The organism is Actinokineospora iranica (assembly GCF_900101685.1).
In the GTDB taxonomy this organism is placed as follows: Bacteria; Actinomycetota; Actinomycetes; order Mycobacteriales; family Pseudonocardiaceae; genus Actinokineospora; species Actinokineospora iranica.
The window spans coordinates 261,636-285,497 of record NZ_FMZZ01000007.1 but is presented as its reverse complement, the minus strand read 5'-3'; the positions used below and the strand labels follow the sequence as shown (position 1 = coordinate 285,497).

Here is a 23,862-nt window from a genome sequence, read left to right as displayed (position 1 = left end):
TTGCCCGGTGGAAGGTGTTGGCCGTGGGCATGATCGGACCAGGGTGTTTGCGTTTCCACGCAAGCAGTGGAGCGCGGGTGCTGTCGATGATTTCCTGAATCAGCCAGATACTGCTTCAGGAAAGGGGACAGCGCATGAGATCACGAGCCTTGGTAGCCGCCGCGGCGGTGCTGGGCACTGTGTCGCTCGCGGCGCCGCAGGCGGTCGCGGACGTGGGCGTGTTGAGCTCGACTCAGTGGACTCGCAGCTGCGGCACCACGTATTCGGGGGTCAGCTCTGCCGCGACGGACTATGCGAACACCCGTAAGCACTCCGGCGGTTCCTGCAAAGGCGACGCTTGGTTGCGCATCCAGGTGGGCGGCGTCTGGCAGAGCTGGCGGCATCACTCGTCCCTGGTGGAGGCCCGGTCGCCCTATATGACCGCGGCGCAGCACAAGGGGTGCGCCGACTGCGCGGTGTACACGACTTATCCGTAGCGCTCAGACGGGAAGCTCGCTGTTGAGGACGGCGATGCCCAGCGCGGTGATCTGGTGGTGCGCCATATTGCGGTGACGGAAGGTGGCGACCAACCCGGCCTCGCGGAGCGCGGTGGCCTGCCGACTGGCTGCCGACAGCGAGATGCCGCCGTGGCGGGCCAAGTCGGTGGTGGTGCGTGGTTGAACGCAGGCCCGCAGGCAGGTGGCGCGGGTGGGGCCCAGCAGCCCCGCCACCGGGTCGGCGGCCACCGGGTCGGTGGCGTTGAGCCAGCCGAGGCTCGGCGTGATCGAGTAGACTAGTACTGGCGCCCGGCCGTCATCCTTGAGAGTGATCGGATGCCCCCGGCAGAACAGGGACGGCAGCAGCACCAGGCCGCGGCCACCCAGATACAGGTCCTGGTCGGTGTACTGCAACACCGTCAACACTGGAGAATCCCAGCGCGCGCTGGGGTGCAAGGTCGACAGGAGCCGATCGACCCCGCCATCGAGGAGCGCGCGCGCCCGGCGGGTTCGATCGGCTTCGATCTGGGTCCGCATTCGCGTGAGATACGGGCCGATCGCGGTCTCGTAGTACGTGGTCATGGCCATCCGCAACTGTTCCAGCGCGCCCAAGTCGCCGCTGGCCAGGCTTCGGGTCCAGGGCGTGACCGGTCGCTCCCGCACCAGGTGGGTGAGGTCGTCGCGCAGGTTCCGGCGGGGAGTGGACAGCATTCGGTCCACGAGCGTCCCCAGGTCACCGTCGCCGCGGCCCGGGGTCAGGAAGTCCGGCGAGTATCCCACCGGCGGGGCCAACTCGAGCAGCAACCGCACCCGGGCTGGGCGCGCTTTCCTGACCAGCCGTCGCCATTCCCCGAAGACCAATGACGAGTCCCGCTCCTGGAGCAGGTGCAGGCTCAGCAGCGCCTCCCACAGCGGGTCCGGGCCGTCAGCGACACTGATCCGGGACACATCCGCGCTGGTGAAATGGATCCGAAGCACCGAGCCACCCCCAGAAGCGATCGCCGTGGCCTTCCGGCTCGAGAAAGGTAGTCGACCCGAGCGGTCCGCTCGTCAACCTGAGAGTTGAAGCCCGCGTAAACCAGCGCGGTATGCCGTAGCGGGCACGAAGGGGCGGGTCGGCCGCATCGACCTGCTCGCTTCTTGCCATATGCCGGACAAGAAAACGCTCATTTCGTTGTGGTGAAGCCAAACCGCGATCCTGCTTGCGACAAACAGGCGCGGGAATTCGCTCGAATGGCCCCCGGTCGTCCGCTCGGCCACCAGTATCGTGCTCGGGGAATGGCAGCGGGGCGCTGCCGTCATCGACGGCTGGGGGCCGACACGATGGATTCGACTCGTGCACGTGGGGCTTTTCGCCGGAGATCGCTTGTGGTGGCCACCGCGGCGATGACGGCCGCCGCGATGACGGCGGTGGCGGTCATCGGGCAGCGCGCGGAACCGGTGGCAGGCGGGGACACCGCGGCGGTCGCCGCGGTGTCCCCGCCGTCTGGCGCGGCCGCTGTCCTGCCGGTGAATCGGTCCGATCCGCTGCTCACCGGGAAGTTCGCGGTCGGGGGGCGGGCCCGGGTGGCCAAGCTGGGCTCCGACCTGCCGCTGGCCAAGGGCGGCCTGTTCACCGCGAACCTGGCCGAAGGGTCGGTCGCGGGCGAGGTCGCGGTGTCCGGAACGCTGGATCTGCCGCCCGCGCCCGGGTATTTCGTCGTGTTCGGGTTCATGCCCGTCACGGCCACCTCTGTGCTGACCCAGGAAGGGGCGGCCACCGGGGTCGCCGATATCAGGGACGGTCTGCTCAACCCGGACCTCGACCTGACCTTGCACATCCGCCTTGCCTTGACCGACGTGCGGCAGGACGGCGTCGATCTTCGGGTCGGGCCGGACTGCCGAACGGTCGCGCCGCTGGTCATCCGCCTGCGCGGCCCGATCGCCATGGCGCCGGAGAGTCCGCCGTCGGTTTTCGAGTCCGTGTTCGACATTCCGCCGTTCACCGGGTGCGGGACGGCCGAAGACCTGTCGCCGCTCATGACCGGCCTGATCTCGGGTCCGGGGAACAGGATGACCACCGAGCTGGTTTTCCAGGGTTTCTGACGACCGAGTTCGACGTCACCGAATCCGGGTGCCAGGCCCGTGCGGTGACCAAGTAGACAGTGCCTGTGCGCACTCAAGGGTCAGCTCCGGACATCTCGCGGTGGCGGCGGTACCGGGACCGGTATCGGTGGTTCGATCACCTGGCCAGGGCGGTCGACCGCTACATCGAGCACAGCGGCTACCAGTACGTCGCGTCGATCACCTACTTCAGCCTGCTGTCCGTGGTCCCGATGCTGATGGTGGGGTTCTCCACGGCCGGGTTCGTGCTGGCGGGCCAGCCTGGTCTGCTGGCCGAGCTGCGGTCCGGGGTCACCGGGGCCGTCCCTGGGCCGTTGGGGGCGCAGGTGGGCGAGCTGCTGGACAACCTGATCGGGCAGCGCGCGCACGTCGGCGTGCTGGGGCTGCTGATCGGCCTGTACTCCGGGTGGAACTGGATGAACGCCCTGCGCGACGCGCTGACGGCGATGTGGGACCAGCACCGGGGCGACCAGCCGCTGCTGCGGACGGTGGTCAAGGACCTGGTGGCGCTGGTGAGCCTCGTGCTCGCGCTGCTGGTCTCCTTCCTGCTCACCGTGGCGGGCGGCGCGGTGGGCGACGACGTGCTCCGGCTCGCGCACCTGGACGGCACGGGTTGGGCGTCCCCGGTGCTGGTGATCGCCTCGTCGGCGTTGGCGCTGGTGGCGGATTGGCTGGTGTTCCTGTGGGTGCTGGCCCGGCTGCCCCGCGAGCCGGTCAGCACCCGCAGCGCGATGCGCGGGGCGGTGGCGGCCGCGCTCGGATTCGAACTGCTCAAGCTGGCGGGCAACGTCTACGTCCGGATCATCAGCGACTCCCCCACCGGAGTGGCGTTCGGCTCGGTCATCGGCCTGCTGGTGTTCATCTCGCTGGTGTCGCGCCTGCTCGTGTTCATCACGGCGTGGACGGCGACGGCCCGGCCGACGCGCCGCACGCCGCCGCCCCCGCCGGGTCCGGTGGTGATCCAGGTCAGCGCGCGGGCCCGGCCGCCCGCGATCGTGCTCACCGGGCTCGGCGCGGCGGCGGGCGCGCTGGCCGCGGTCGTCCTCGGCCGCCTGCGGGGCAAAGCGGGCAAACAGCGATAGGCCGCTATGAGCCGGGGGGCGAACGCACCGGTTCGAGGATGACCTGCTGGGTGCGGCGGCCGGTGGCGATGGTCCACGCCCACTCGGCGAGCACCGCGACGCGGTTGCGCCAGCCGACCAGGAAGGCCAGGTGGACGCCCGCCCAGGCGATCTTGCCGGGCAGGCCGCGCAGCCGCAGGCCGCGGATGTCGGCCACCGCGTCGCCGGGCGAGATGGTGGCCATCGTGCCCAGGTCGAGGTAGCGGAACGGGCCGGGGGACGGCTCGCCCGCCAGCCGGGAGCGGATGACCTTGGCGACGTGGTGTCCCTGCTGCAGCGCGGGCTCGGCCATGCCGGGCAGGTCGCCGAGGTTGACCATGTCGCCGATCGCGAAGATCTCCGGATGGCCGGGCAGGGCGCAGTCCGGAGCCACCAGCAACCTGCCCTTGCGGTCGACCTCGGCTCCGGTGGCCTTGGCCAGCTCGGCGGCGAGCGGGCTGGCCTTGACCCCGGCAGCCCAGACCACGGTGGGAGCGCAGATGCGGTGCCGCATGTGGTCTTCGTCGGTGGTGGTGACGCCGTCGGCGTCGATGTCGGCGACCGCCTCGTTCAGCCGGATCTCGACGCCGAGGCGCTCCAGCTCGCGCCGGGTGTGCTCGCGCAGCGGCTCGGCGAACGGCGGCAGGACCGCGGGCGCGGCGTCGACCAGCACGACGCGCGCCTGCCGCGGGTCCAGGGTGCGGAACTGGCGGCGGAACGCGCGCCGGGTCATCGCGGCGACCTGGCCGGCCAATTCCACGCCGGTGGGGCCCGCGCCGACGACGACGATGGTCAGCCACCGGGCCCGCTCGTCGGGGTCCTCGGCGTTGGCGGCGTTCTCGAACGCGCGCAGCAGCCGCGAGCGGAGCGCGACGGCGTTGGCGAGGGTCTTCATCGGCGGCGCGTGCGTCCGCCACTCGTCGTGGCCGAAGTAGCTGTCCGTGGAACCCGCGGCCACCACCAGCGTGTCGTAGTCCAGGGCGCGCGTCGACCCGTCGGGCAGCGACAGCCGCACGGTCTTCGCCTGGGCGTCCACGCCGGTGACCTCGCCCAGCAGCACCCGCGCGTTGTCCTGCTTGCGCAGCACCGAGCGCAGGGCCGGGGCGATGTCACCTGCGGGCAGCAGCGCGGTCGCCACCTGGTAGAGCAGGGGCTGGAACAGGTGGTGGTTCACCCGGTCGATTAGCACGACCTCCGCGTCCACCCCGCGCAGCCCCCTGACCGCGCGCAGGCCGCCGAACCCGGCGCCAACCACCACGATCCGCGGTCGGCCTTGGACAACGGTCCGGTCCTGTTCGCTTGTCTCCCACATGGGACCTCAGGTACCCGGTCGCGCCGAACGTATGCCCTCAGCCCATCGCGGCCAGCAGGTCGCGGCACGCGGCCTCGCAGTCGCGGCACGCCTCGGAGCAGATGCGGCAGTGCTCGTGCATGTTGGCGTGCGCCCCGCACTCGTCCCCGCACGACTTGCAGGCCATCGCGCACGCCTCCAGCAGCGCGCGGCTGATGTTGGCGTCGTAGCCGGTGTGCCGGGACAGCACCCGGGCGGTGGTGGCGCAGATGTCGGCGCAGTCCATGTTCGTGCGCACGCACTTGGTGAGCTCGGCCACCGAGCTTTCGCTCAGACAGGCGTCCGCGCAGGCGGTGCACGCCTCGGCGCAGCCGATCAGCGCGTCGATGGCGGCGGCGAGCTTGCCGCGGTCGAGATTGATCGTGGCCGGGTACGTCTGCAGCATCGGCATCGTCGTGGTCAACGTGATCACCTCTTGTCTCGGTCCGGACAAACGGTCGCCCGCTGGCTACCCCGCCGCCGCGCGGGCCAACCGGACCGGCCCGGACCGAGAGCCGAGGTCAGCCGACCGCGCCCGCCGGGTTCACCCGCTCGTGGTCGCGGACCGGGCCGGGCGGGGCGCCGTCGCCGAACGGCCTGCCGCCGAGGTCCGCGCGGCCGTGGACGGACAGCCAGCCGGACAGGTCCGGACCGGCGGGCACGATCGCGGTCGGGTTGATGTCCCGGTGGACGACGTAGTAGTGCCGCTTGATCTGCTGGAAGTCGACAGTGTCGCCGAACCCGGGGGTCTGGAACAGGTCGCGGGCGTAGGCCCACAGGGCGGGCATCTCGGCGAGCTTGGACCGGTTGCACTTGAAGTGGCCGTGGTAGACCGCGTCGAAGCGGACGAGAGTGGTGAACAGGCGCACGTCGGCCTCGGTGATGGTGTCGCCGACGAGGTAGCGGCGGTCGCGCAGCCGGTCCTCCAGCCAGTCGAGCGCGGTCCACAGCCGCTCGTACGCCTGGTCGTAGGCCTGCTGGCTGCCCGCGAACCCGCAGCGGTAGACGCCGTTGTTCACCTCGGTGAACACCCGCTGGTTGACCGCGTCGATCTCGTCGCGGTGCTGCTCGGGCAGCAGGTCGGGGGCGCCGTCGCGGTGGTGGGCGCGCCACTCGGTGGACAGGTCGAGGGTGATCTGCGCGAAGTCGTTGGTCGCCACCGCGCCGGTGGTCGTGTCCACGATCGCCGGGACCGTGATGCCCCGCGAGTAGTTCGGGTCGCGCCGGAAGTAGGCCTCTTGCAGGCGTTCGATGCCCAGCACCGGGTCGCGGCCGCCGGGGTCGAGGTCGAAGGTCCACGACCGCGCGTCGTGCGTCGGGCCGGGGAGCCCGAGCGAGATCGCGTCCTCGAGGCCGAGGAGCCTGCGGACGATGATCGCCCGGTTCGCCCAGGGGCAGGCGCGGGCGGCGACCAGCCGGTAGCGGCCGGGCTCGACCGGGAAGCCGTCGCGCCCGTCGGCGGTGATCCGGGTGGGGATGTAGCGGGTGTCGCGGGTGAACTCCTTGCCCGGCACCGTGTACTTCCCGCCCTCGCCGTGCTCGGGGTTGTCGGTCTGCGGGTTGTCGGCCTGCGGGTTGTCAGTCTGCGCGGATGTCGACGTCTCGCTCACAGAGCCGAGCGTACGCGCGGCGGGGACGCGCGCAGGGTAGTCACGGCGTGTGTGGGCAACCGCTCACCACCGGCCGGCTTGCCGGTACCGGTGGGTGACGTCGGCCCCGTGCGGCAACACCGCGTAGAGGTCCACGGATGTGCCCGCCGCCAGCACCTCGGTTCCCGCGCCGAACGACCTGGGCAGTTCGGCCGCGGCGACCTGCTCGCGGTAACGGCGCTTGCGCGCCGGTTCCGCCGCGACGACCTGATTCCGGTAACGGCGCTTGAGCGCCAGTTCGGCCGCGGCGACGTCCGCGTGCCGCGCGGCGAGCACCTGGATCGGCGCCGCTCCCTCCCGAAGGTGATCGCGAACGCGGGCCGGGTAGCCGCAGCCGAACTTGACCAGGTCGCCGTGCCCGACCAGGTACAGCAGGTGCTGGTCGTCGGCGCGGGCGCGGTGGGTGCGCGATCCCGGTTCCGGCTCGCACACGGCGCACTCGGTGTGGCCGCGGTCGAGTTTGCGCACCCGGCCACACCGGTCGTGCCGTCCCCAGGTCCCGTGCGACCACGTCAGCCACCGGGCTCCGAACCAGGGCAGGCCGTGCACGTCGCCCGCCAGCACGGTCCACCCCGGCTGCTCGTACTCGGCCAGTTCCCCGACCAGGGCGGTCGCGGCGGCGAACTCGGCAGCGCCGCGCACGGGCACGCGGCTTTCCTTGCCCAGCCCAAGAAACGACCGCACCAGGTCGGCCAGGTCCGGTTCCGAATCGGTCCGGCGCACCAGCTCGCGGCCCATCGCCATCACCTCCGACTCGGGTGAGGTGCGGTCGTCCAGGCAGATGTGGCACCGCGTCGCCCACGTCGGCCTGCACACCCGTTCCGCGCCGCACCACCGGCAGCGCCGGATCTGGATCGGGGCGCCGTCTGGTCGGTCCAGAACCACCTCGAGCTGGTCGGCGACCACGGCCGCGCACGCCGGGCACTGCGCGCACCACGCGATGTCCCTGCCCCGGTCCCGCCTGCCCGGTTTGCCGCTCACCGGCTCAAGACAATTCGCGCACACCTTCGACACTCCGCCAGCATGGCGGGCCTGCCGAAACCACCGCAAGGAGCCGGGCCGGGCATGTCCTAGGCTCGGCGGGTGCACAACCGTGACCAGGGCGCGCGCTGCCCGTGCGGGACCGGGCTGACCTACGGCGAGTGCTGCGGGCGCGCCCACAGCGGCGCGGTGCCCGCGGGCACCGCGCAGGCGCTGATGCGGTCCCGGTTCACCGCGTTCGCGCTCGGCGACGCCGACTACCTGCTGCGCAGCTGGCATCCGGACACCCGGCCGAAAAGCGTCGACCTCGACCCGGACCAGCGGTGGGTCCGGCTCGACGTCCTCGCCACCACGGCGGGCGGGCCGCTGCACCACGAGGGCACGGTCGAGTTCCGCGCCCACTTCCGCCATGGCCGGGAGCGGGGCGAACTGCACGAGAACAGCCGGTTCCTGCGCGTCGACGGCCGCTGGGTCTACTGGGCGCCCGTCGGCGAGTGACGGGTTTCCGGGCGCTCAATCGAGTTTCCGGGCGCTCAATTGACTTGGGCGGTGTGCCCCGTGGGCAACTCCGCCGGGCTCATGGCGATGACGGTCTCGTCGTCCGGGCCGCAGTCCTCCAGGAACGTGATCTCCGCGGACTCGAAGACGACAGTCGTCGGGTAGGTCGGGCCGTCGTCGCGGTACTTGGCCATCTCGTCCACGTGGTCGTCCTGGAGAACCGCGACGCGTTCGGGGTGCTCGCCCACCCAACGCGGGAGGAAGATCACGGCGTGCAGCCGCCGTCGGCCGGGGAGGACATCCACGCTGACCGTGGTTCCGGTCGGCTCGGTCCAGGAGATCTTGTAGACCTCCGCGCCGAGACGGGCCAGGCGGACCCGCTGGTTCTTCACCCAGCGGCCCGCGAAAAGTCCACTGTGGACTCGATAGGCGACCGTGTTGGCGTTCTTCACGTACATCTCGTACTGCCAACCGCTGTCGTAGGTGTAAATGAACCGTTTTCCGACGATGCCGGAAAGGTTCCGGGTGTCGTCCTCGCTCATCGGCCGCCTCCTCGGCGCACGCTGTCGACCAGCCCGGGCGGGTCGGGTACCCGAACGCCCGCGACGGTTTCCGCCCCCAGCATCCGCACGACCGCTGGCGCGCCACCGGTCGCGGCCGCGGCGCGCTGGCGGGTGGCCGCGCAGCCCCGCCCGCGCGCGGCGGCGGCCAACGCGGTGACGGCCGCGGCGTCGCCGAGGTCGTCCAAGGCGTCGCGGACGTGCGCGAGCAGCGCGTCGAGCAGGTCGATGGCCCGGGTTTCGCGTTCCCGCCACGGATCGACGGCCGCGCCGTGCAGGCCGTGGCGGGCGGCGGCCCACAGCGCGCAGTCGAGCACGCCGTGGTCGAGCGGCCCGGCCGTGCGGCCGACCGCCAGGTCGTCGAGGGCGCGCCGAACCAGCGCGCGGGCCAGCGCGGCGTAGAGCACGGCCTCGGCCACGGTGGCGGCGGCGTCGCCGATCCGGATTTCCACTGTGGGGTAACGCCGGGACAGCCGCGCCACGCGCAGGCTGCCCTGTCCCGGTTCGACCATGCCGCAGTCGACCAGGCGCGCCAGGTCCGCGTCGTAGGCCGCGGCCGAGGCGTGCCAGGGCGGCATCGTGGCCGCGGGCAGGCGGGTGTGCACCATCATCCGCCAGCTGTGGAAGCCCGAGTCGGCGCCGTGCCGGTAGCGCGAGTTCGCGGTCAGCGCGAGCAGGGTGGGCAGCCATGGGGTGATGTGGTTGAGCACGGCGACGCCGGTGTCCCGGTCCGGCACGCCGACGTGCACGTGGCACCCGCACAGCTCCTGGTCGGTCACCACGCCCGCGTAGGACTCGCGCATCCGGTGGAAGTGGTCGGTGGCGGTGATCTCGGGCTCGGCGGCGGTGAGCACCGGCTCCCCCACCGACACCAGGCGCGCGTTCTCCCGCCGCGCCGACGCGGCCAGGGCCGCCCGGCCGGACCGGATTCTCGCGCCGAGTTCGGGAAGGGTGGCGCAGACCGCGCTGGCCGCCTCGACCACGCTGGCGCACAACTCGTGGTGGAAACCGGAATCATGCCCGGCCGAGGACGCCGCGGTCCGGTCGAGCACGGCCCGCGCGCGCGGCGCGGGCAGCAGCGTGTCGGCGTCGACCAAGAGGAACTCCTCCTCCACACCGAAGGTGAGCTGGTCGGTAGCGCCGCCCGCAGCGGGCATCGGATCTCCTGGATGTCGGGTCCTCGCGCCAACCATGGTGCTGCGTGCCCAGAGCCGCCGCCACCGCAACCACGCGCTGCGGCGCGAACGCCGCGGCCGTGCGACGGTGGATTCCCTGATCCAGGGCGGACGATTCGGAAGCGGGGCGAGTGCCATGGCCGACGTGCTGGTGCGGGCGGAGCGCTTCTGGGACGGAGTCGCGGACCGGCCGAGCGGCCCGGTCGAGGTGGCCGTGCGCGCGGGCCGGATCGTCTCGGTCCGCGCCTCCCGCACGTCTGCCATCGGAGCCGAGGTCATCGATCTCGGCGAGCGGATGCTGCTGCCCGGGTTCATCGACTGCCACGTCCACGTTGTCGACGCGGCGCTGGCGACGGCGTCCTCCGCCCGACAGGCGCTCGACGCGCTGTCCGCGCTGCGTGCCTTGCTGCGCAACGGGTTCACCACCGTGCGCGACCTGGGCTGCCTGGGCTCGACCACGACGGTCGAACTCCGCGACGCCATCGACAGCGGGGCCGTCGCGGGCCCGCGGATGGTGGTCGCGCCGAACATCATCAGCGCCAGCGGCGGCCACGGCGACCGCACCGACGGGCGGGCCGGGAGCCGGACTCAGGAGATCGGCGCCATCGCCGACGGGCCGGATGCGATCACACGGCGGGTCCGCGAAGACGCGCGCGTCGGCGCGGACTGGATCAAGTTCGCCGTCGACGGCGGCTTCTTCTCCCCGCACGACTCCCCCAGCCACACCACCTATTCGCAGGCCGAGATCGATGTCCTCGTGCGCACCGCGACCGACCTCGGCAAACCGTGCGCGGTGCACGCGTTCACCGACGAGGGGATTTCGCGGGCGGCGCGGGCGGGTGTGCGGTCCGTCGAGCACGCGGGCATGGCGTCGCTGGAGACCCTGGACCTGTTGGCCGAGCGCGGGATCTGGCTGGTGCCCACCCAGATCGTGCCAGCCACGTTTCTGGACAGCTTGGACGACGACGAGTTCTGGGCGACCCGGCCGCCACTCCACCGGGCGCAGCTCGGCCACTACGCGGACCGGTTGCGCGAGTGCGCCCGGCACCCGGCGGCCAGCGGTGTGCGGATCGCCTACGGCACCGACGCCAGCGTGATCCCCTACCAGGACAACTGGAAGGAGTTCCCGACGATGGTCGACAACGGCATCGCGCCGGTGCGCGCGCTGCGCGCGGCCACCAGCGAGGCGGCGGCGCTGCTGGACCGCCCGGAACTCGGCCGGATCGCCGAGGGCGCGGTCGCCGACCTGATCGGCCTGTTCGGCGACCCGTTCGACGACATCAAGGCCACCGGCCGGGTCGGCTTCGTGATGAAGGACGGCATCATCCAGCACCCGTGATTCACCCGTTCGTGTGGTTATCGACTGCCGCCGCCAGAAGCACGTGTGTGGGTCGAATCTGGTGGCATCCCCCATAAAGACCCCGCGCGAAATCGGGCCTTTGATTCCGAACCCCTTGCCGCCAACGGCCCCGACCGCCATGACCCGAAGGAGGCGCAGTGCGGCCGAGCACGCGACCGGACCAGGGCGCCCCCGCGCTGGACATCGGCGACCGCCTCGAACCGGGCATCCTGGAACGGGCGGCCCGGCCGCTGCGCGTGCGCGTCGGCGACCGCGCCCGCGCGGAGACCGACGCGTGCCACGCCTTCATGCTGGACAAGCTCGCGTCGGACACACCGGTGTACGGGGTGAGCACCGGCTTCGGCCCGCTGGTCGGCGAGGACGCCCGGCCCGACATCGACGACCAGGCCGACAACGCCTTCGCGCACCTGACCGCGGGCCAGGGGCCGGATCTGCCCGCGCCGGTGGTGCGGGCCTGCCTGCTGGTCCGGCTGCACTCGCTCGCCCGCGGCCGGTCCGGGGTCACCGCGCGGCTGCTCGACGCGCTCGTCGCGGCGCTGGCGACGCCGATCGCGCCAGCGGTGCCGGAACTGGGATCGCTGGGCGCCAGCGGGGACCTGATCCCGCTCACCTACCTGAGCCAGGCGTTGGCCGGACGGGGATACGCCTACCTGGCCGGAGAACGGCTGCCCGCGCGCGACGCGCTGCGCCGCCTCGGCCTCGAACCGATCACCCCGGACGGCCGCGAGGCCCTGGCCTTGGTCAACGGCACCTCGCTCACCTCGGCCGCCGCGGGCCTCGCGCTCGCCGGGCTCCTGCGCTCGGCGCGCACGGCGGCCACCCTCACCGCCGTGCTCGCCGACCTGCTGGGGTGCGAACGGCAGTTCCTGGCGCCGCCGCTGCTCGACGCCTACGGCCATCCCGAGGTCATCCGCGTCGGCGAGGCGCTGCGCGAGCGGCTGCGCGGCGGCGAGCGGGCCGCCGACCGGCCATTGCAGGAGCCCTACAGCATCCGGTGCGCGCCACAGTTGATCGGCGCGGCGTGGTCGAGCCTGCGGCACGTCGAGGACGTGGTCGAGCGGGACCTGAACAACATCAGCGACAACCCGCTGTTCTTCCCGGAGCAGGACTTGGTGGCGCACGGCGGGAACTTCTTCACCCAGCCCGCCGCGTTCGCCGCGGACCTGATGTCGCTGGTCGCCACCCAGCTCGCCAACCTCGCGGAACGGCAGCTCGACCTGCTGATCGACCCGAACCGCAACGGCGGGCTCAACGCCATGCTGGCCAGTGACCCGGGCTCCCAGCATGGCGTGCAGGGCGTGCAGCTCGCGGCCACCGCCATGGTGATCGACATGCGCCGCCGGGCGACGCCCGCGTCGGTGCAGACCGTGCCGACCAACCTGCACAACCAGGACGTGGTCCCCTGCGGGACGCACGCCGCGCTCAACGCCTTCCAGCAGGCGGGCGCCCTGCGTCTGGTGCAGGGCTCGCTCGCGGTCGCGCTGCGGCAGGCGGCGCACCTGAGCCCCCGGCGGTCCACCGCGCACGGCTGCGCCGCGGTCATCGACCGGCTGGCCGAACTGGTGGCGCCGATCGACCCGGACCGGCCGCTCGACGGGGACGTCCGGCAGGCGGCCGACCTGCTCGACGCCGTCGCCGCGGAAGAGCAGGACGCAAGCACACCGACGAGGTGACTCGCGATGACCATGATCCAGACGCACGGGGTCGACACCTGTCTTCGGGTGCCCGACCCCGGGCCGGTGGGCACGGTGGAGCCGCTGGTGCTGCCCGAGGCGCCGCCGCCCGACGCCGGGGAGCGGCCGCACCGCTGCCCGCAGCCCATCGCCGCCGACCTCGCGCTGCTGCGCCTGGCCGCGGAAGGCGGGCGCCCGCGCCTGCTCACGCCGCCCGAGGACGAACGGGAGCGAATCCGGTACCGGTGGTGGGTCGGGCACCACGCGGCGTTCGCGCTGTGGCAGACGCTCACCGCAACCCTCGACCGCATCCTGCGCGAGCCGCGGCCCAGTCCGCGGACCGTCGACGCGGCGACGCGGATGCTGGACTGCTACTCGGTTTTGTTCCTCTACTCCGGAAGCTGCTCGGCCGAGCAGTACGCCGCCACGCTCCGGCGCGACATGCACGCCTACGACCCGGCGTTCAGCGGGACATGGGCGCGCGACTACGAGCGGATTCCGGAATTGCTGCTGCGGGTCAAGCACCGGCACCCGCGCTCGCTGGTCGGCCCGCTCAACCGGGCGAGCCGGGCCAACAAGCTGGCGCATGTCGCGATAGCCAAGAAGCTCGTGCCGAACGGCGCGTCATTGTTGCGGGAAGCGGGCCGGTGCCCGCACGCTGGCGCCATGGGGAACACCCAGGACCGCTACGACGCGTTCTTCCGCGTGCGCCGGGAACGGGTCTGCGAGCGGGTGGTGGCCGCGCAACTGGTCCGGCGGCTGGCCCAGGTGCTCCGCGACCTCGCCGACGAACCGGACCTGCTCGCCCGCGGCGGCTCGGCGCGCGACCCGCAGTGGGCGCGCGCCGTGCGCGGCGTCGCGGACGACGGCCCGGCCATTCTCACGCGGTTCGCCGATATCCTCGCCCGTCGCGCCACTGGCGGATCAGCGCCGTGACGGGCCCGTCGAAAGGCCGGTTCGTGGACGCGTTCAAGAACATCGTGATGACCCAGCCCATCTACGACTACCTGCTGCGGCAGGCGCCGCCGCCCTCGCCAGCCCAGGCCAGGCTGATCCAGGCCACCGCCGACCTCGGCGACGCCGCGGAGATGCAGATCCCGCACGAGCAGGGCGTGTTCCTCACGATGCTCGCCGAACTGATCGGCGCGCGCCGCATCGTGGAGGTCGGCACCTTCACCGGGTACTCCGCCCTCTGCCTCGCGCTCGGCCTCGTCCCCGGCGGCATGGTCCTCACCTGCGACATCAGCGACACGTGGGAGCCGCTGGCCCGGTCGGCGTGGCAGGAGGCAGGCGTCGCCGACCGCATCGACTTCCGACTCGGCCCCGCAGAGGAAACCCTGCGGCGACTTCCCGAGGACCCGGTGCTGGACCTGGTGTTCATCGACGCGGACAAGACCGGCTACCTCGACTACTGGGAACTGCTGGTGCCCCGAGTGCGGCCCGGCGGCGTCCTGCTCGCCGACAACGTCCTCTATTACGGCGAAGCCGCTCAGGAAGACGCCCAGGGCAACGCCAAGGCGATCCGCCAGTTCAACGACCGGGTGCGCGCCGACGACCGGGTCAAGTCCGTGCTGCTGCCCATCGCCGACGGTTTGACCATCGCCATGCGCACGGCGGAAACCTGACCGCGGCCGCAGCGGAGATTCCGCGGGGTGAATGTCGCGGCAATGGCACAACGAGCCCCGGCGGACGACCACAACGTTCTGGTCGTCCGCCGGGGCTGGTTCTTCTGGTTACACGACCCCGCCGGTCAGCGAGGCCAGAACCGCGCTCGCGGCGCCGACGATGCCGTAAGCGGTTCCGGTGACGATACCCACCACGGAGTCGACGAGGCCGCCGATGATGACCACACCCATGATATTTCTCCTTTTGATTGGCACAGCTTGTTGATTGGCACAGCGTTGGCATCGCGCGACGCGCGCGGTCAGCCGGTGCAGTTGGGAACCGCAGGCGTGCTGCCGACGCAGTTGTTCGGCGTGTTGGCACTGATGGGAGAATTCGTTGTCGTCATGGTGCCGCCGACGCGGTACACGCCACCCGCGGTCACCACCGCCGAATTGGTCGTCACGGCCGTCTGAGTGAGCGTGGTCGCGGTCGCGTCGACCGCCGCGATGCCACCGCCGTGCAGGGTCGCGGTGTTTCCGGTGATGAACAGCGGGCTGCCGGTGACACCGGTGGCGGTCAACGTCCCACGCAGACCGTTGTAGATGCCGCCGCCGCTGAGCAGAGCGGAGTTTCCGGTCACCGGGCTCCTGGTGAACGTGGCGGCGGGCGCGGTGCCCGACGCGGTGTCGGCATTGGCCAGGCCGCCGCCGTTGAACGCGGCGGCGTTGCCGCTCAGGAAGCTGTTGGTCAAGGTGACCGCGCCCCGGTTGAGGATTCCCCCGCCGTCACCGACGGCGCTGCCGTTGCTGAACCGCACCGCCGTGGTGAGGGTCAGGCTGCCGGTGGGGGCGACCTCGGCGATCCGGAAGGACAACAGCGACGCCCGGGTGACGGTCGCCGGGCCGATCATCTCGATCGGGCTGGTGATGACCGGCAGGCCGTTGGCGAGGCCGCCGTGCGCGGAGGTCAGCCTGTAGGTGCAGCCCCTGGCCAGCGCGAGGGTGTCCGCGGCCGAGGTCGAGTTGGCGAGGTTCACCGCCGCGACGAGAGCGTTCTCATCGCAGGCCACCGGAATGGTGCCGGCCTGCGCCACGGGGGCGACGACCACCAGGCAACCGGTGACGACAACGCCTCCGCACAATAATCGGGCGGTGCTCCGGACACGATTCATCACGCCTTCTTTCTCCAGGGACAAATCGAACGACCGCCGACCGGTGCGGCGCACCGCGGGCGAGGTGTTCGACACGGGCGAACGCGCACCGGTCGACTCGCGGGCGCTGTGCGAGTGAATCGACACAAAAAAAAGACCTCGGTGTGTGGTTCGCGTTCGCGATCACGTCACCGAGGTCTTGAGTAACAACGGCAGCTTAACACCGCGTCTGGATAGCCGATACCCGTGACCCCCGAACGGTCTAATCGCACCAGGAGGCGAACTCGCGCCGCCTCGGCCGAATCCTCGATTCGGCCACCGTCGAAAGTGGCCGCCCACGGTTCCGGCGCGGTGTCGACGCCGTGCGGCCACAATGGCCGCGGCCATCCAGGGGTCCACACCGAACATGAGCGCTGGCTGCGCGTACAGTGATGACTCCACGATTCCAGCGATGGAACCGTCCCGAGTCGTGTCGTGCGACCAAGCGACTGGGAGGTCTCCGGATGGTCCGGCCCACCACCAGTCGGTTGACGCGGGTGTTCGGCTGGATCGCGGACAAAGCCATCGAACGGGACGAGCCCGTCTCGGTCGGCGTCCTCTGCCAGACCGCGGTGGCGCGGCTGGATGTGCACGGCGCCGTGCTGACCATGGACACTTCCGGCTGGCCGGAAGTCCGGGACGCCACGGACGCGCTGGGGGAACGGCTGACCGAGTTGCAGGTGACGGTGGGCGAAGGCCCGGCCGTGGACGTCTGGCACGGCGACGGTCCGGCGCTGGTCGCCGACCTCGACGCCCCGTCCAGCCAGGCCCGGTGGCCGATGTTCGCGCCGCTGGCCGTCGAAGCCGGAGCGGCCGCGCTCTTCGCCCTGCCGCTGTGCGTCGGCGCGATCCGGGTCGGGGTGCTGTCGCTGCACCGGACCGAGACGGGGCACCTCGACGCCGCGGCGCTGACCGACTCGCTGGCGTTCGCGGAACTGGCGCTGCGGCTGCTGCTCGACGAGCAGGCAGGCCGGGACACAGCGGACAGCATCGCCGACGACGTCCTCTCGTTGCACCATCCACAGGTGCACCAGGCCACCGGGATGGTCGCGGCGCAACTGGACGTGAGCATGGCCGACGCGTTCGCCCACCTGCGCGCGCGGTCGTTCGTCGAGCAGACGCCGCTGAGCGGCCTGGCGGCCGATGTGGTGACCCGCAGGCGGCGATTCGACCGGGACGAGGAACGACCGTGACAACAAGTCGGACACGACCGCACTGTGAACACCCATGGAGGTGGCTGCGATGAACAGCGAACGTCTCGTCGAAACCTTCGTCGAACTGGCCGACACCCTGGTCGACGACTTCGACGTCATCGACTTTCTGCACATGCTCGCGGACAGGTGCGTCGAACTCCTCGACGTGGACGCGGCGGGACTGCTGCTGGCCGACCAGAAGGGCAGGCTGCAGTTGATCGCGACGTCCAACGAGCAGGCCCGACTGCTGGAACTCTTCCAGCTCCAGAACGACGAAGGCCCCTGCCTGGACGCGTTCGCCACGGGAGCCAGAGTCAGCCACGCCGATCTGGCCAACGCGGGCCAGCGGTGGCCGCGGTTCACCGCCGCGGCCACCGAGATGGGGTTCGCCGCCGTGGACGCGGTGCCCATGCGCCTGCGCAGCGAGGTCATCGGCGCGCTCAACCTGTTCCGGAACCAGACCGGGGAACTGGACGCGGGCGCGTTGCGGACCGCGACGGCGTTGGTCGACGTCGCCACCATCGGCCTGCTGCAACACCGTTCGATCAACCACCACCAGGTGCTGACCGAGCAACTGCAAGCCGCGCTGAACAGCCGGGTGGTCATCGAGCAGGCCAAGGGGCTGGTCGCCGAACGCCTCCAGGTCGACATGGACACCGCATTCGCCGCGCTGCGCGGCTACACCCGCGGGCACAACCTCAAGCTGAGCCGCGTCGCCCACGAGGTCATCGCGGGCACCATCAACACCACCGAACTGCTCAGCGCGGCCACCAAGACCAAACCGCTGCGACGCTGACCCGGGGCGGCGGCCTCGCCGCTCTCGGCGATCACGGCGGGCAGGCGGGGCCTGCCCGCGACTCCACCCGTCTATCCACTGTGGTCTGAACGCCGATAGGCAAGGCCGGTCGGGAGAAACGCGGCGGAATCGCGACGACCTGCCAACGGCGAATCACCGAAGTCCCACGGAGACACCTCGCTGCCGCGCGGCATTCGGGGGGAGCAGTTCGCATGCGGGTGACGAGCCGCGGTTTTCCTTGCCAACCTCGACGCGAAGGCGAAGGCTTGGCCGTGTCGCGGGTGTTGGCTTATCCGGTGCCCGCAAGAGCATGGCACCGGTCAGTGACCCCAGACCTTGGTCATCCCACCACTCCGCGAGTCCGTGGCAGCAGTCCCGGACTCTCACCCGGATTGGAGAGTTGATCATGAGATCGACAGCGCGCACGAGCACGGCAGGCCGGGCCGGTCGGGCCCTGATCGCTTTGGGCACCGCGGCGGGGTTCGCGGTCTTCTTCCCCACTCAAGCCTGGGCGCTCCCACCGGGGTGCGTCCAAACCGGAGCCAACTTCACTTGCACCGCCGGGGTTCCCGCCGGTCAAGTGCTGACCGGCACCACGGGGAACAACATCATCACCATCACCGGCGGCGCCGTGAACGGCACCGTGAACGGTCTCGCGGGCAATGACACCATCAGGGTCACCGGCGTCGCTGGCGCCGTGGGCGCGACCGGCTCGCCAGGAGCCAACGGCGACGCGGGCACACCCGCGGGCAGCGCCGGTGGCAACGGCGGAGCCGGGAACGTCGGCGGGGCAGGCGTGGGGACCACCGGCGTCATCGACGGCGGCGCGGGCACCGACAGCATCACCGTCACCGGTGGCGCGGGCGGCAACGGCGGCAACGGCGGCGCGGGCGGGATCGGATTCCTCAGCGGCGCAGGCGGCGCGGGCGGCAACGGCGGCGTCGGCGGGATCGGCGGCGCGGGGAACGCCGGAAACGTCACCGGCGGCGCGGGCAGCGACACCGTCGTCTTCACCGCGGGCAAGGGCGGCAACGGCGGTCTCGGCGGCCTTGGCGGCAACAGCGGCTCCGTGGCCGGTAGCGCGGGCGCCGGTGGTATCGGCGGCGCCGGTGCGGCCGGTGGCGTCGGGAACTCCGGGACCTTCACCGGCGATGTCGGCGATCCCGGTCTCGACAACGTCACCGCCAACGGCGGCGCGGGCGGCACCGGCGCGGCCGGTGGCGTCGGCGGCTGCGGCCACGGCGGCGGCAGCGGTGGCGTCGGCGGCGCGGGCGGCGCGGGCGGGATCGGGAACTCCGGGACCATCAGCGGCGGCGCCGGTGTCGACACGCTCAAGGCAAACGGCGGGCGCGGCGGCAACGGTGGCGTCGGCGGCAAGGGCGGCAACGGCTCCGCCGCTGTCGAGCCTGGCGGCGCTGGCGGCGTCGGCGGCGCAGGGGGCGCGGGCGGGATCGGGAACTCCGGCACCCTCACCGGCGGAACCGGCGTAGACAGCATCACCGCCACCGGCGGCGTCGGCGGCAACGGAGCGGGCGGCGGCAACGGCGGCACCGGCTGCAGCGGTCCCGGCGGCGCGGGCGGCCTCGGCGGCGCGGCGGGCGCCGGTGGCTCCGGGAACACCGGAACCATCAACGACGCGCTCGACACCGTGGCAACCCCGTCCGGCGCCAACGGCCTCGCGGGCGGAAACGGTGTCGCGGGCACCAACAACGGCGGCGTCTGCGCCTGCTGACCGGCGGCGCGGCGGTATCGATGGCGGCGGCGGCATCATCGGCGACACCGGTGCTGCCGCCGCTGCCCGCGGCGATCCCGGGGCTCGGCGTCCGCGCGCGATCGTCGGTCGCCGGTTTCAGCGGCGAGGCGCGGTTCGCCTGTCCGCCGACGCGTCGCGCGGCTCAGGTGATGAGGTAGTCGGTCGGGTCGACCCGGTGGGTGCGGCGCCAGTACTCGTCGGTGGAGTAGGGCCAGTTGGGGGCGCTGTGGCCGCCTTCGCTGTACCAGCCGGTGACGGTGGAGAAACCCCAGGCTCGGGTGCGGTTGCCCTGGTCGACCCAGGCGCTGTAGTCGTCGTGGACGTCTTTGCGGACTTCGATGGCGCGTTTGCCGGTCGCCAGGAGTAGGCGGAGGGCGTCCAGGACGTAGGTGACGGCGCATTCGGAGAAATAGACGATGCTGCCGCCCTGGCCGACGAGGTTGGTGTTCGGGCCGTAGAGGCAGAACAGGTTGGGGAAACCGGGAATGGTGACGCCCAGGTAGGCGTGCGGGACGCCGTTCCACATGCCGTGCAGGTCGACGCCGCCGCGGCCGGTGACCGTCATCGGCGCGAGGAACTTCGACGCCTCGAAGCCGGTGGCGTAGATGACGACATCGGCGGGGAACTCCCGGTCCCCGGCGACGATTCCGGTCTCAGTGATCCGCTCTATCGGCGCGGTGACCAGCTCCACGTCGTCCCGTTTGAGGGTGGCCAGCCAGCGGCCGTCGTCGCGCAGCACCCGCTTGGCGCCAACCGGGTACCGCGGGATGACCTGCTCGCGCAGGTCCGGGGCGTCGGCGAGTTGGGCCTCCATCGACGCCAGCAGCGCCGAGCGCAGTCGGTCGTTGAGGGCGGACACGGCGCGTTCGGTGGGCGGGTAGTCGGGGTCGACGATCCAGCCCTCCAGGATGCCGCGCAGACCGGGCGCGAACAGCCAGAACCGGTGCCACCGCGCGTAATACGGCACGTGCTCGAACAGCCAGCGCGCGCCGTCCGGCACCGGGTCGCGGTAGTGCGGGGTGGGGCGCAGCCACGGCGGATTGCGTTGGAAGACGGTCAGTTCGCTTGCCACGTCGGCGATTTCCGGGATCAACTGGAACGCGCTGGCCCCGGTGCCGACCACGGCGACCCGCTTGCCCGCCAGGTCGACCGAGTGGTCCCAGGCCGCGGAGTGGAACGCCGGGCCGGTGAAGCTGTCCCGGCCGCTGATCTCCGGCAGGCGCGGGCGGTTCAACTGACCGACCGCGGTCACCACGGCCTGGCAGACGACCGTTTCCATCGCGCCATCGGTGGTGCGGGTGCTGACCCGCCACACGGATTCCGTGTCGTCCCAAGCCATCCCGGTCACCTCGGCGCCGAACCGGATGGCGTCGGTGAGGCCGGATTCCTCGGCGAAGGAGCGCAGGTAGTCGAGCACCACCTCTTGGACGCAGAAGTGGTCTGGCCAGTCGAGTTTGGGCGCGAAGGAGTAGTTGTAGAGGTGGCTGGCCACGTCGACCCGGCAGCCGGGATAGGTGTTCTCGAACCAGGTTCCGCCGACGTCCGGGTTCTTCTCGTAGATCACGAACGGCACGCCTGCCTGGGCGAGCCGGTGTCCGGCCAGCAGGCCGCTGAAGCCCGCGCCGACGATGACGACGCCGAAGTCGGTCGTCGGCGCGAGGTCGGCCTTGGTCCACCGCGGCGCCTTCGGGTCGGCCCCGGCGGGGACGATCTCCTCGGCCAGCAGCGGCAGCAGGTCCGCGGTGTCCGAGCCGATGGCCCAGCTCGTGATCGCGCGCAGCGTCTCGGGGTCCGGCGGCGGCGGGACGTCGATCTCCCCGTCGCGCAGCCGGACCAGGGCGGCGAAGGCGAGGTCACGCGCCCGCTCCTGCTGCCGCTCGGTGAGCCCGCCCTGGGGCTGGAAGAGCCAGCCCGCCGCGCGCTGGTCCGCGCGCAGCGCCGACAGGTCGCCGGTGAGGTGCGCGACCGTCATCAGCAGGGCCGGGACCTCCGCGTCGGCCAGGTACGCGCGCAGGGCGTCGTCGTCAGCGGTGATCGGCGTGCGCATGGGGCGTCTCCTGGGCCGGGGCGGACACGGGCGGGCCCACCGTGGTGAAGGCGCGGTCGAAGTAGACCGCGGGGCGTGCTTCCTCGGCGAACGTGACGCGGGCGATCTCGCCCACGGTGATCACGTGGTCGCCCGCGTGGTGGCGACTGTCCACAACGCACTCCAGCGTCGCCAGCGCGCCGTCCACGACGAGCCCGCCGCTGGGCGTGCTGACCAGCCCGCCTGGCCCGAACTTGTCGACGTTCTTGCTGCCGAACCGCCTGCCGATCTCGGCCTGGTGCTCGCGCAGGACGCTGACGGCGAACCGGTCGTTGTCGGCGAATGCGGCGTAGCAGGTCGCGGACTTGGCCAGGCACACCAGGACCAGCGGCGGGTCGAGCGAGACCGGGCAGAACGCGCTCACGGTCATGCCGTGGTGGTTGCCGTGCCGGTCGCGGGTGGTGACGATCGCGACGCCGGTGGGGACGCGCGCCATGACCTCGCGCAGGGCCGTCCCGTCCGGCCGGAATGGGGTTACGCCAGGCATGTCGGAAGCTTCCCGTCGTTGTAGTCGACCATCTCGCCGAAGACCGGCGGGACGTCCATCGGTGCGCCCGCCGCTGCTCCCGCCGGGGCGTCAAGGTGTTCGGCGAACGCGCGGTGCAGGTTCCCCACCACCCGTTCCGGGTCGAGCAGGTGCGCGAACTCGCCCAGCCCGAGTTCCCGGGCGGTGCGCAGCGGAGTCCAGCCCTGCGCGACGCCGGTCGCCGCGCAGCGCTGAATCCAGCGGAAGTAGGCGGCGTTCTCCTCGAACACCTCCGGCCCGGTCACCGGCCCGTGCCCGCACACCACCGTCGCCGGGTCGAGCCCGCGCAGCCGCTCGATGGCGGCGAGCGTGCCGGACACCGACCCCATCAGGCTGAACGGCGCGCAGCCCGCGAGCACGACGTCACCGGCGAAGAGCACCCGGGACTCCGGCAGCCACGCCACGACGTCGTTGGTGGTGTGCGCGGGGCCGACGTGGATCAGTTCGACGCGGGTGTCGCCCACGGTCAGGGTGATCCGGTCGGTGAAGGTCGCCGTCGGCAGGGTGACCCGCACGTCGCCCCACTCGACCTCGGGCCACAGCGAGGTGAGCGCCAACCCGGTCTCGGCCATCTCCTCGGCCGCGCGCTCGTGCGCCACGATCGCCGCCGCAGGGCCGAACACCTGGTTGCCGAAGGTGTGGTCGCCGTGGTGGTGGGTGTTGACCACGGTCCGGCGCGGGCCGACCGGCAGGCCGTCGACGAACTCGCGCAGCCGCCGCGCCCGCCGCTGGGTGGCGAGGGTGTCCACGACGACGGCGCCGTCGCGGCCCGCGATCACGCCCGCGTTGCTGACGCACCAGCCGCCGGGCGGCTGGGTGTAGGCGAAGACGCCGTCGCCCACCTCGACCGGCGTCGCATCGATACTCGGCCGCGTCATCACGACCGCCGTTCCGCGAAACCGGCCGCGTGGGCCAGCGTCGCCCGGCTGTTGGCGCCGAGCGCGGTGCGCAGGAACGTCCGCGCGTCGTCGACGGTGCTGTCCGGGCCGAGCACGGTCGCGATGGCCGCCGGGTTGATCGCGACCGTGTGGGTGGCTACCGCGTGCGCGCCGTCCGGGCCGTCGGCGAAGTCCCAGGCGCCCGCGTGCCCGGCGAGCAGGGCCGGTGGCACCAGCTGCTTGTAGACGATGCGCTCGGGCGGGAAGCACAGTCGGATGGAGCGGGTGGTGTGCTTGCCACCGTCGGCGGTCACGGTGTCCATCTCCATGTCCTGCACACCGGGCTCGTCCTCGCGCAGCGCGACCCGCCCGACGTGCGGCAGCCGCTCCGGCCAGCGGCCGGAGTCGTTGACGAACCGGTAGGCCGCCTTGGCCGTGCCGTCGAGCGCGACCCGGTCGGTGAAAGTGAACACCAGCTCGTCGGTCGGGTGCGGCTGCTCGGCGACGCGGCCGAGCGCGGCGAGTTCCCTGCCGCTGTTGTGGTCCACGGCCGCGGCGACCGCGTCCGAGTCGGTCGCGGTGAACCAGTGCTCCAGCACCACTTCCGTGCGGCCGTCGCCGGTGGGGCGGAACGACCACCGCCCGCCCATCGACAAGACGGGGGCCTGGCTGCGCTCCTGCTCGAAGGTGATGCTGAGGTTCCGCTCGTCCAGGGTCCGCCGCGAGATCCAGTTTTTCACCGTTCCGTTGACCAGTGCCCAGATCTGGAAACGCTCGACCCCAGCGCCGCGGTCCAGCTGCCGCACGTGCACGGTCGGCTCGAAGATCACCGGCCATCTCCTGACCTGGGCGACGAGGTCGTAGACCTTCGCAGGCGCGGCGGCGACGGCCAGGGAGTGAATCATGTGCCGCTGTCCGGGTTCCGACATTC

General features: G+C 71.8%; 24 protein-coding genes. 11 read left to right on the top strand and 13 right to left on the bottom strand.

Annotation, left to right across the window (positions count from 1 at the left end):
- The first annotated feature begins 134 nt into the window (after positions 1-134).
- A complete protein-coding gene (locus BLS56_RS16810; protein WP_139190757.1) occupies positions 135-476 on the top strand; it encodes a hypothetical protein in 342 nt (113 codons plus the stop codon).
- Positions 477-479: 3 nt separating this feature from the next.
- On the opposite strand, the gene BLS56_RS16805 is transcribed toward BLS56_RS16810, so the two are convergent.
- Entirely contained in the window at positions 480-1,454 is a 975-nt protein-coding gene (locus BLS56_RS16805) for an ArsR/SmtB family transcription factor (RefSeq protein WP_091451522.1), read from the bottom strand.
- Between the two features lie 393 nt (positions 1,455-1,847).
- Between BLS56_RS16805 and BLS56_RS16800 the strand changes: the two genes are divergently transcribed.
- Both BLS56_RS16800 and BLS56_RS16795 read left to right on the top strand, forming a co-directional pair.
- A complete protein-coding gene (locus tag BLS56_RS16800) occupies positions 1,848-2,561 on the top strand; it encodes a hypothetical protein (protein WP_139190756.1) in 714 nt (237 codons plus the stop codon).
- Positions 2,562-2,620: 59 nt separating this feature from the next.
- On the top strand, positions 2,621-3,661 hold the full coding sequence (locus tag BLS56_RS16795) for a YhjD/YihY/BrkB family envelope integrity protein (RefSeq protein WP_407640525.1): 1,041 nt from the start codon (positions 2,621-2,623) through the stop codon (positions 3,659-3,661).
- Between the two features lie 4 nt (positions 3,662-3,665).
- On the opposite strand, the gene BLS56_RS16790 is transcribed toward BLS56_RS16795, so the two are convergent.
- From BLS56_RS16790 to BLS56_RS16775, 4 genes are all read right to left on the bottom strand, one after another.
- Positions 3,666-4,991, bottom strand: a complete 1,326-nt coding sequence (locus tag BLS56_RS16790) for an NAD(P)/FAD-dependent oxidoreductase (RefSeq protein ID WP_091451515.1) — start codon at positions 4,989-4,991, stop codon at positions 3,666-3,668.
- A 37-nt stretch (positions 4,992-5,028) separates the two neighbouring features.
- Positions 5,029-5,433: a four-helix bundle copper-binding protein gene (locus tag BLS56_RS16785; protein ID WP_228771700.1), complete on the bottom strand. Its 405-nt coding sequence runs from the start codon at positions 5,431-5,433 to the stop codon at positions 5,029-5,031.
- A 97-nt stretch (positions 5,434-5,530) separates the two neighbouring features.
- The gene (locus tag BLS56_RS16780; protein WP_091451687.1) at positions 5,531-6,523 is read right to left on the bottom strand and encodes a glutathione S-transferase family protein; all 993 of its coding nucleotides are present in this window, start codon (positions 6,521-6,523) and stop codon (positions 5,531-5,533) included.
- A 159-nt stretch (positions 6,524-6,682) separates the two neighbouring features.
- The gene (locus BLS56_RS16775; protein ID WP_091451513.1) at positions 6,683-7,639 is read right to left on the bottom strand and encodes a hypothetical protein; all 957 of its coding nucleotides are present in this window, start codon (positions 7,637-7,639) and stop codon (positions 6,683-6,685) included.
- 102 nt (positions 7,640-7,741) lie between these two features.
- On the opposite strand from BLS56_RS16775, the gene BLS56_RS16770 reads away from it, so the two are divergent.
- Positions 7,742-8,137 carry a YchJ family protein gene (locus BLS56_RS16770; RefSeq protein ID WP_091451511.1) on the top strand — a complete coding sequence of 132 codons (396 nt, stop codon included), beginning with the start codon at positions 7,742-7,744 and terminating at the stop codon, positions 8,135-8,137.
- 35 nt (positions 8,138-8,172) lie between these two features.
- Here the strand turns inward: BLS56_RS16770 and BLS56_RS16765 are convergent, their stop codons facing one another.
- Together BLS56_RS16765 and BLS56_RS16760 are read right to left on the bottom strand one after the other, a co-directional pair.
- Positions 8,173-8,679 (bottom strand): phenolic acid decarboxylase, encoded by a 507-nt coding sequence (locus tag BLS56_RS16765; RefSeq protein ID WP_091451508.1) that lies wholly within the window; start codon positions 8,677-8,679, stop codon positions 8,173-8,175.
- Entirely contained in the window at positions 8,676-9,854 is a 1,179-nt protein-coding gene (locus BLS56_RS16760; protein WP_091451506.1) for a carboxylate-amine ligase, read from the bottom strand. Before BLS56_RS16760 ends, BLS56_RS16765 begins: the two co-directional genes overlap by 4 nt.
- Before the next feature lie 154 nt (positions 9,855-10,008).
- On the opposite strand from BLS56_RS16760, the gene BLS56_RS16755 reads away from it, so the two are divergent.
- The 4 genes from BLS56_RS16755 (at position 10,009) to BLS56_RS16740 (ending at position 14,530) form a co-directional block, all read left to right on the top strand.
- The gene (locus BLS56_RS16755) at positions 10,009-11,211 is read left to right on the top strand and encodes a metal-dependent hydrolase family protein (RefSeq protein WP_091451503.1); all 1,203 of its coding nucleotides are present in this window, start codon (positions 10,009-10,011) and stop codon (positions 11,209-11,211) included.
- Positions 11,212-11,369: 158 nt separating this feature from the next.
- Positions 11,370-12,905, top strand: coding sequence for an HAL/PAL/TAL family ammonia-lyase (locus BLS56_RS16750; RefSeq protein WP_228771699.1), 1,536 nt, complete (start codon positions 11,370-11,372; stop codon positions 12,903-12,905).
- Positions 12,906-12,911: 6 nt separating this feature from the next.
- Entirely contained in the window at positions 12,912-13,841 is a 930-nt protein-coding gene (locus BLS56_RS16745) for a hypothetical protein (protein WP_091451499.1), read from the top strand.
- Entirely contained in the window at positions 13,838-14,530 is a 693-nt protein-coding gene (locus BLS56_RS16740) for an O-methyltransferase (RefSeq protein WP_228771698.1), read from the top strand. Before BLS56_RS16745 ends, BLS56_RS16740 begins: the two co-directional genes overlap by 4 nt.
- Before the next feature lie 108 nt (positions 14,531-14,638).
- On the opposite strand, the gene BLS56_RS32770 is transcribed toward BLS56_RS16740, so the two are convergent.
- On the bottom strand, positions 14,639-14,761 hold the full coding sequence (locus tag BLS56_RS32770; RefSeq protein ID WP_267463918.1) for a hypothetical protein: 123 nt from the start codon (positions 14,759-14,761) through the stop codon (positions 14,639-14,641).
- A 68-nt stretch (positions 14,762-14,829) separates the two neighbouring features.
- A complete protein-coding gene (locus tag BLS56_RS31455) occupies positions 14,830-15,681 on the bottom strand; it encodes a hypothetical protein (RefSeq protein WP_175482877.1) in 852 nt (283 codons plus the stop codon).
- Between the two features lie 482 nt (positions 15,682-16,163).
- On the opposite strand from BLS56_RS31455, the gene BLS56_RS16730 reads away from it, so the two are divergent.
- The 3 genes from BLS56_RS16730 (at position 16,164) to BLS56_RS16720 (ending at position 19,420) form a co-directional block, all read left to right on the top strand.
- Positions 16,164-16,892: a GAF and ANTAR domain-containing protein gene (locus BLS56_RS16730; RefSeq protein ID WP_091451493.1), complete on the top strand. Its 729-nt coding sequence runs from the start codon at positions 16,164-16,166 to the stop codon at positions 16,890-16,892.
- Positions 16,893-16,941: 49 nt separating this feature from the next.
- Positions 16,942-17,688 (top strand): GAF and ANTAR domain-containing protein, encoded by a 747-nt coding sequence (locus BLS56_RS16725; RefSeq protein WP_091451491.1) that lies wholly within the window; start codon positions 16,942-16,944, stop codon positions 17,686-17,688.
- 406 nt (positions 17,689-18,094) lie between these two features.
- Positions 18,095-19,420 (top strand): hypothetical protein, encoded by a 1,326-nt coding sequence (locus BLS56_RS16720; RefSeq protein ID WP_139190754.1) that lies wholly within the window; start codon positions 18,095-18,097, stop codon positions 19,418-19,420.
- Between the two features lie 163 nt (positions 19,421-19,583).
- Here BLS56_RS16720 and BLS56_RS16715 read toward each other — a convergent pair whose 3' ends face one another.
- The 4 genes from BLS56_RS16715 to BLS56_RS16700 are packed head-to-tail and all read right to left on the bottom strand — an operon-like array spanning position 19,584 to position 23,860.
- On the bottom strand, positions 19,584-21,488 hold the full coding sequence (locus tag BLS56_RS16715; RefSeq protein WP_091451487.1) for a flavin-containing monooxygenase: 1,905 nt from the start codon (positions 21,486-21,488) through the stop codon (positions 19,584-19,586).
- Positions 21,466-22,014 (bottom strand): flavin reductase family protein, encoded by a 549-nt coding sequence (locus BLS56_RS16710; RefSeq protein ID WP_091451485.1) that lies wholly within the window; start codon positions 22,012-22,014, stop codon positions 21,466-21,468. The genes BLS56_RS16715 and BLS56_RS16710 overlap by 23 nt, the downstream gene beginning before the upstream one ends.
- Positions 22,002-22,931 (bottom strand): MBL fold metallo-hydrolase, encoded by a 930-nt coding sequence (locus BLS56_RS16705; RefSeq protein WP_091451482.1) that lies wholly within the window; start codon positions 22,929-22,931, stop codon positions 22,002-22,004. Before BLS56_RS16705 ends, BLS56_RS16710 begins: the two co-directional genes overlap by 13 nt.
- Positions 22,931-23,860: an aromatase/cyclase gene (locus BLS56_RS16700; protein ID WP_091451480.1), complete on the bottom strand. Its 930-nt coding sequence runs from the start codon at positions 23,858-23,860 to the stop codon at positions 22,931-22,933. The genes BLS56_RS16705 and BLS56_RS16700 overlap by 1 nt, the downstream gene beginning before the upstream one ends.
- Between the last annotated feature and the right edge of the window lie 2 nt (positions 23,861-23,862).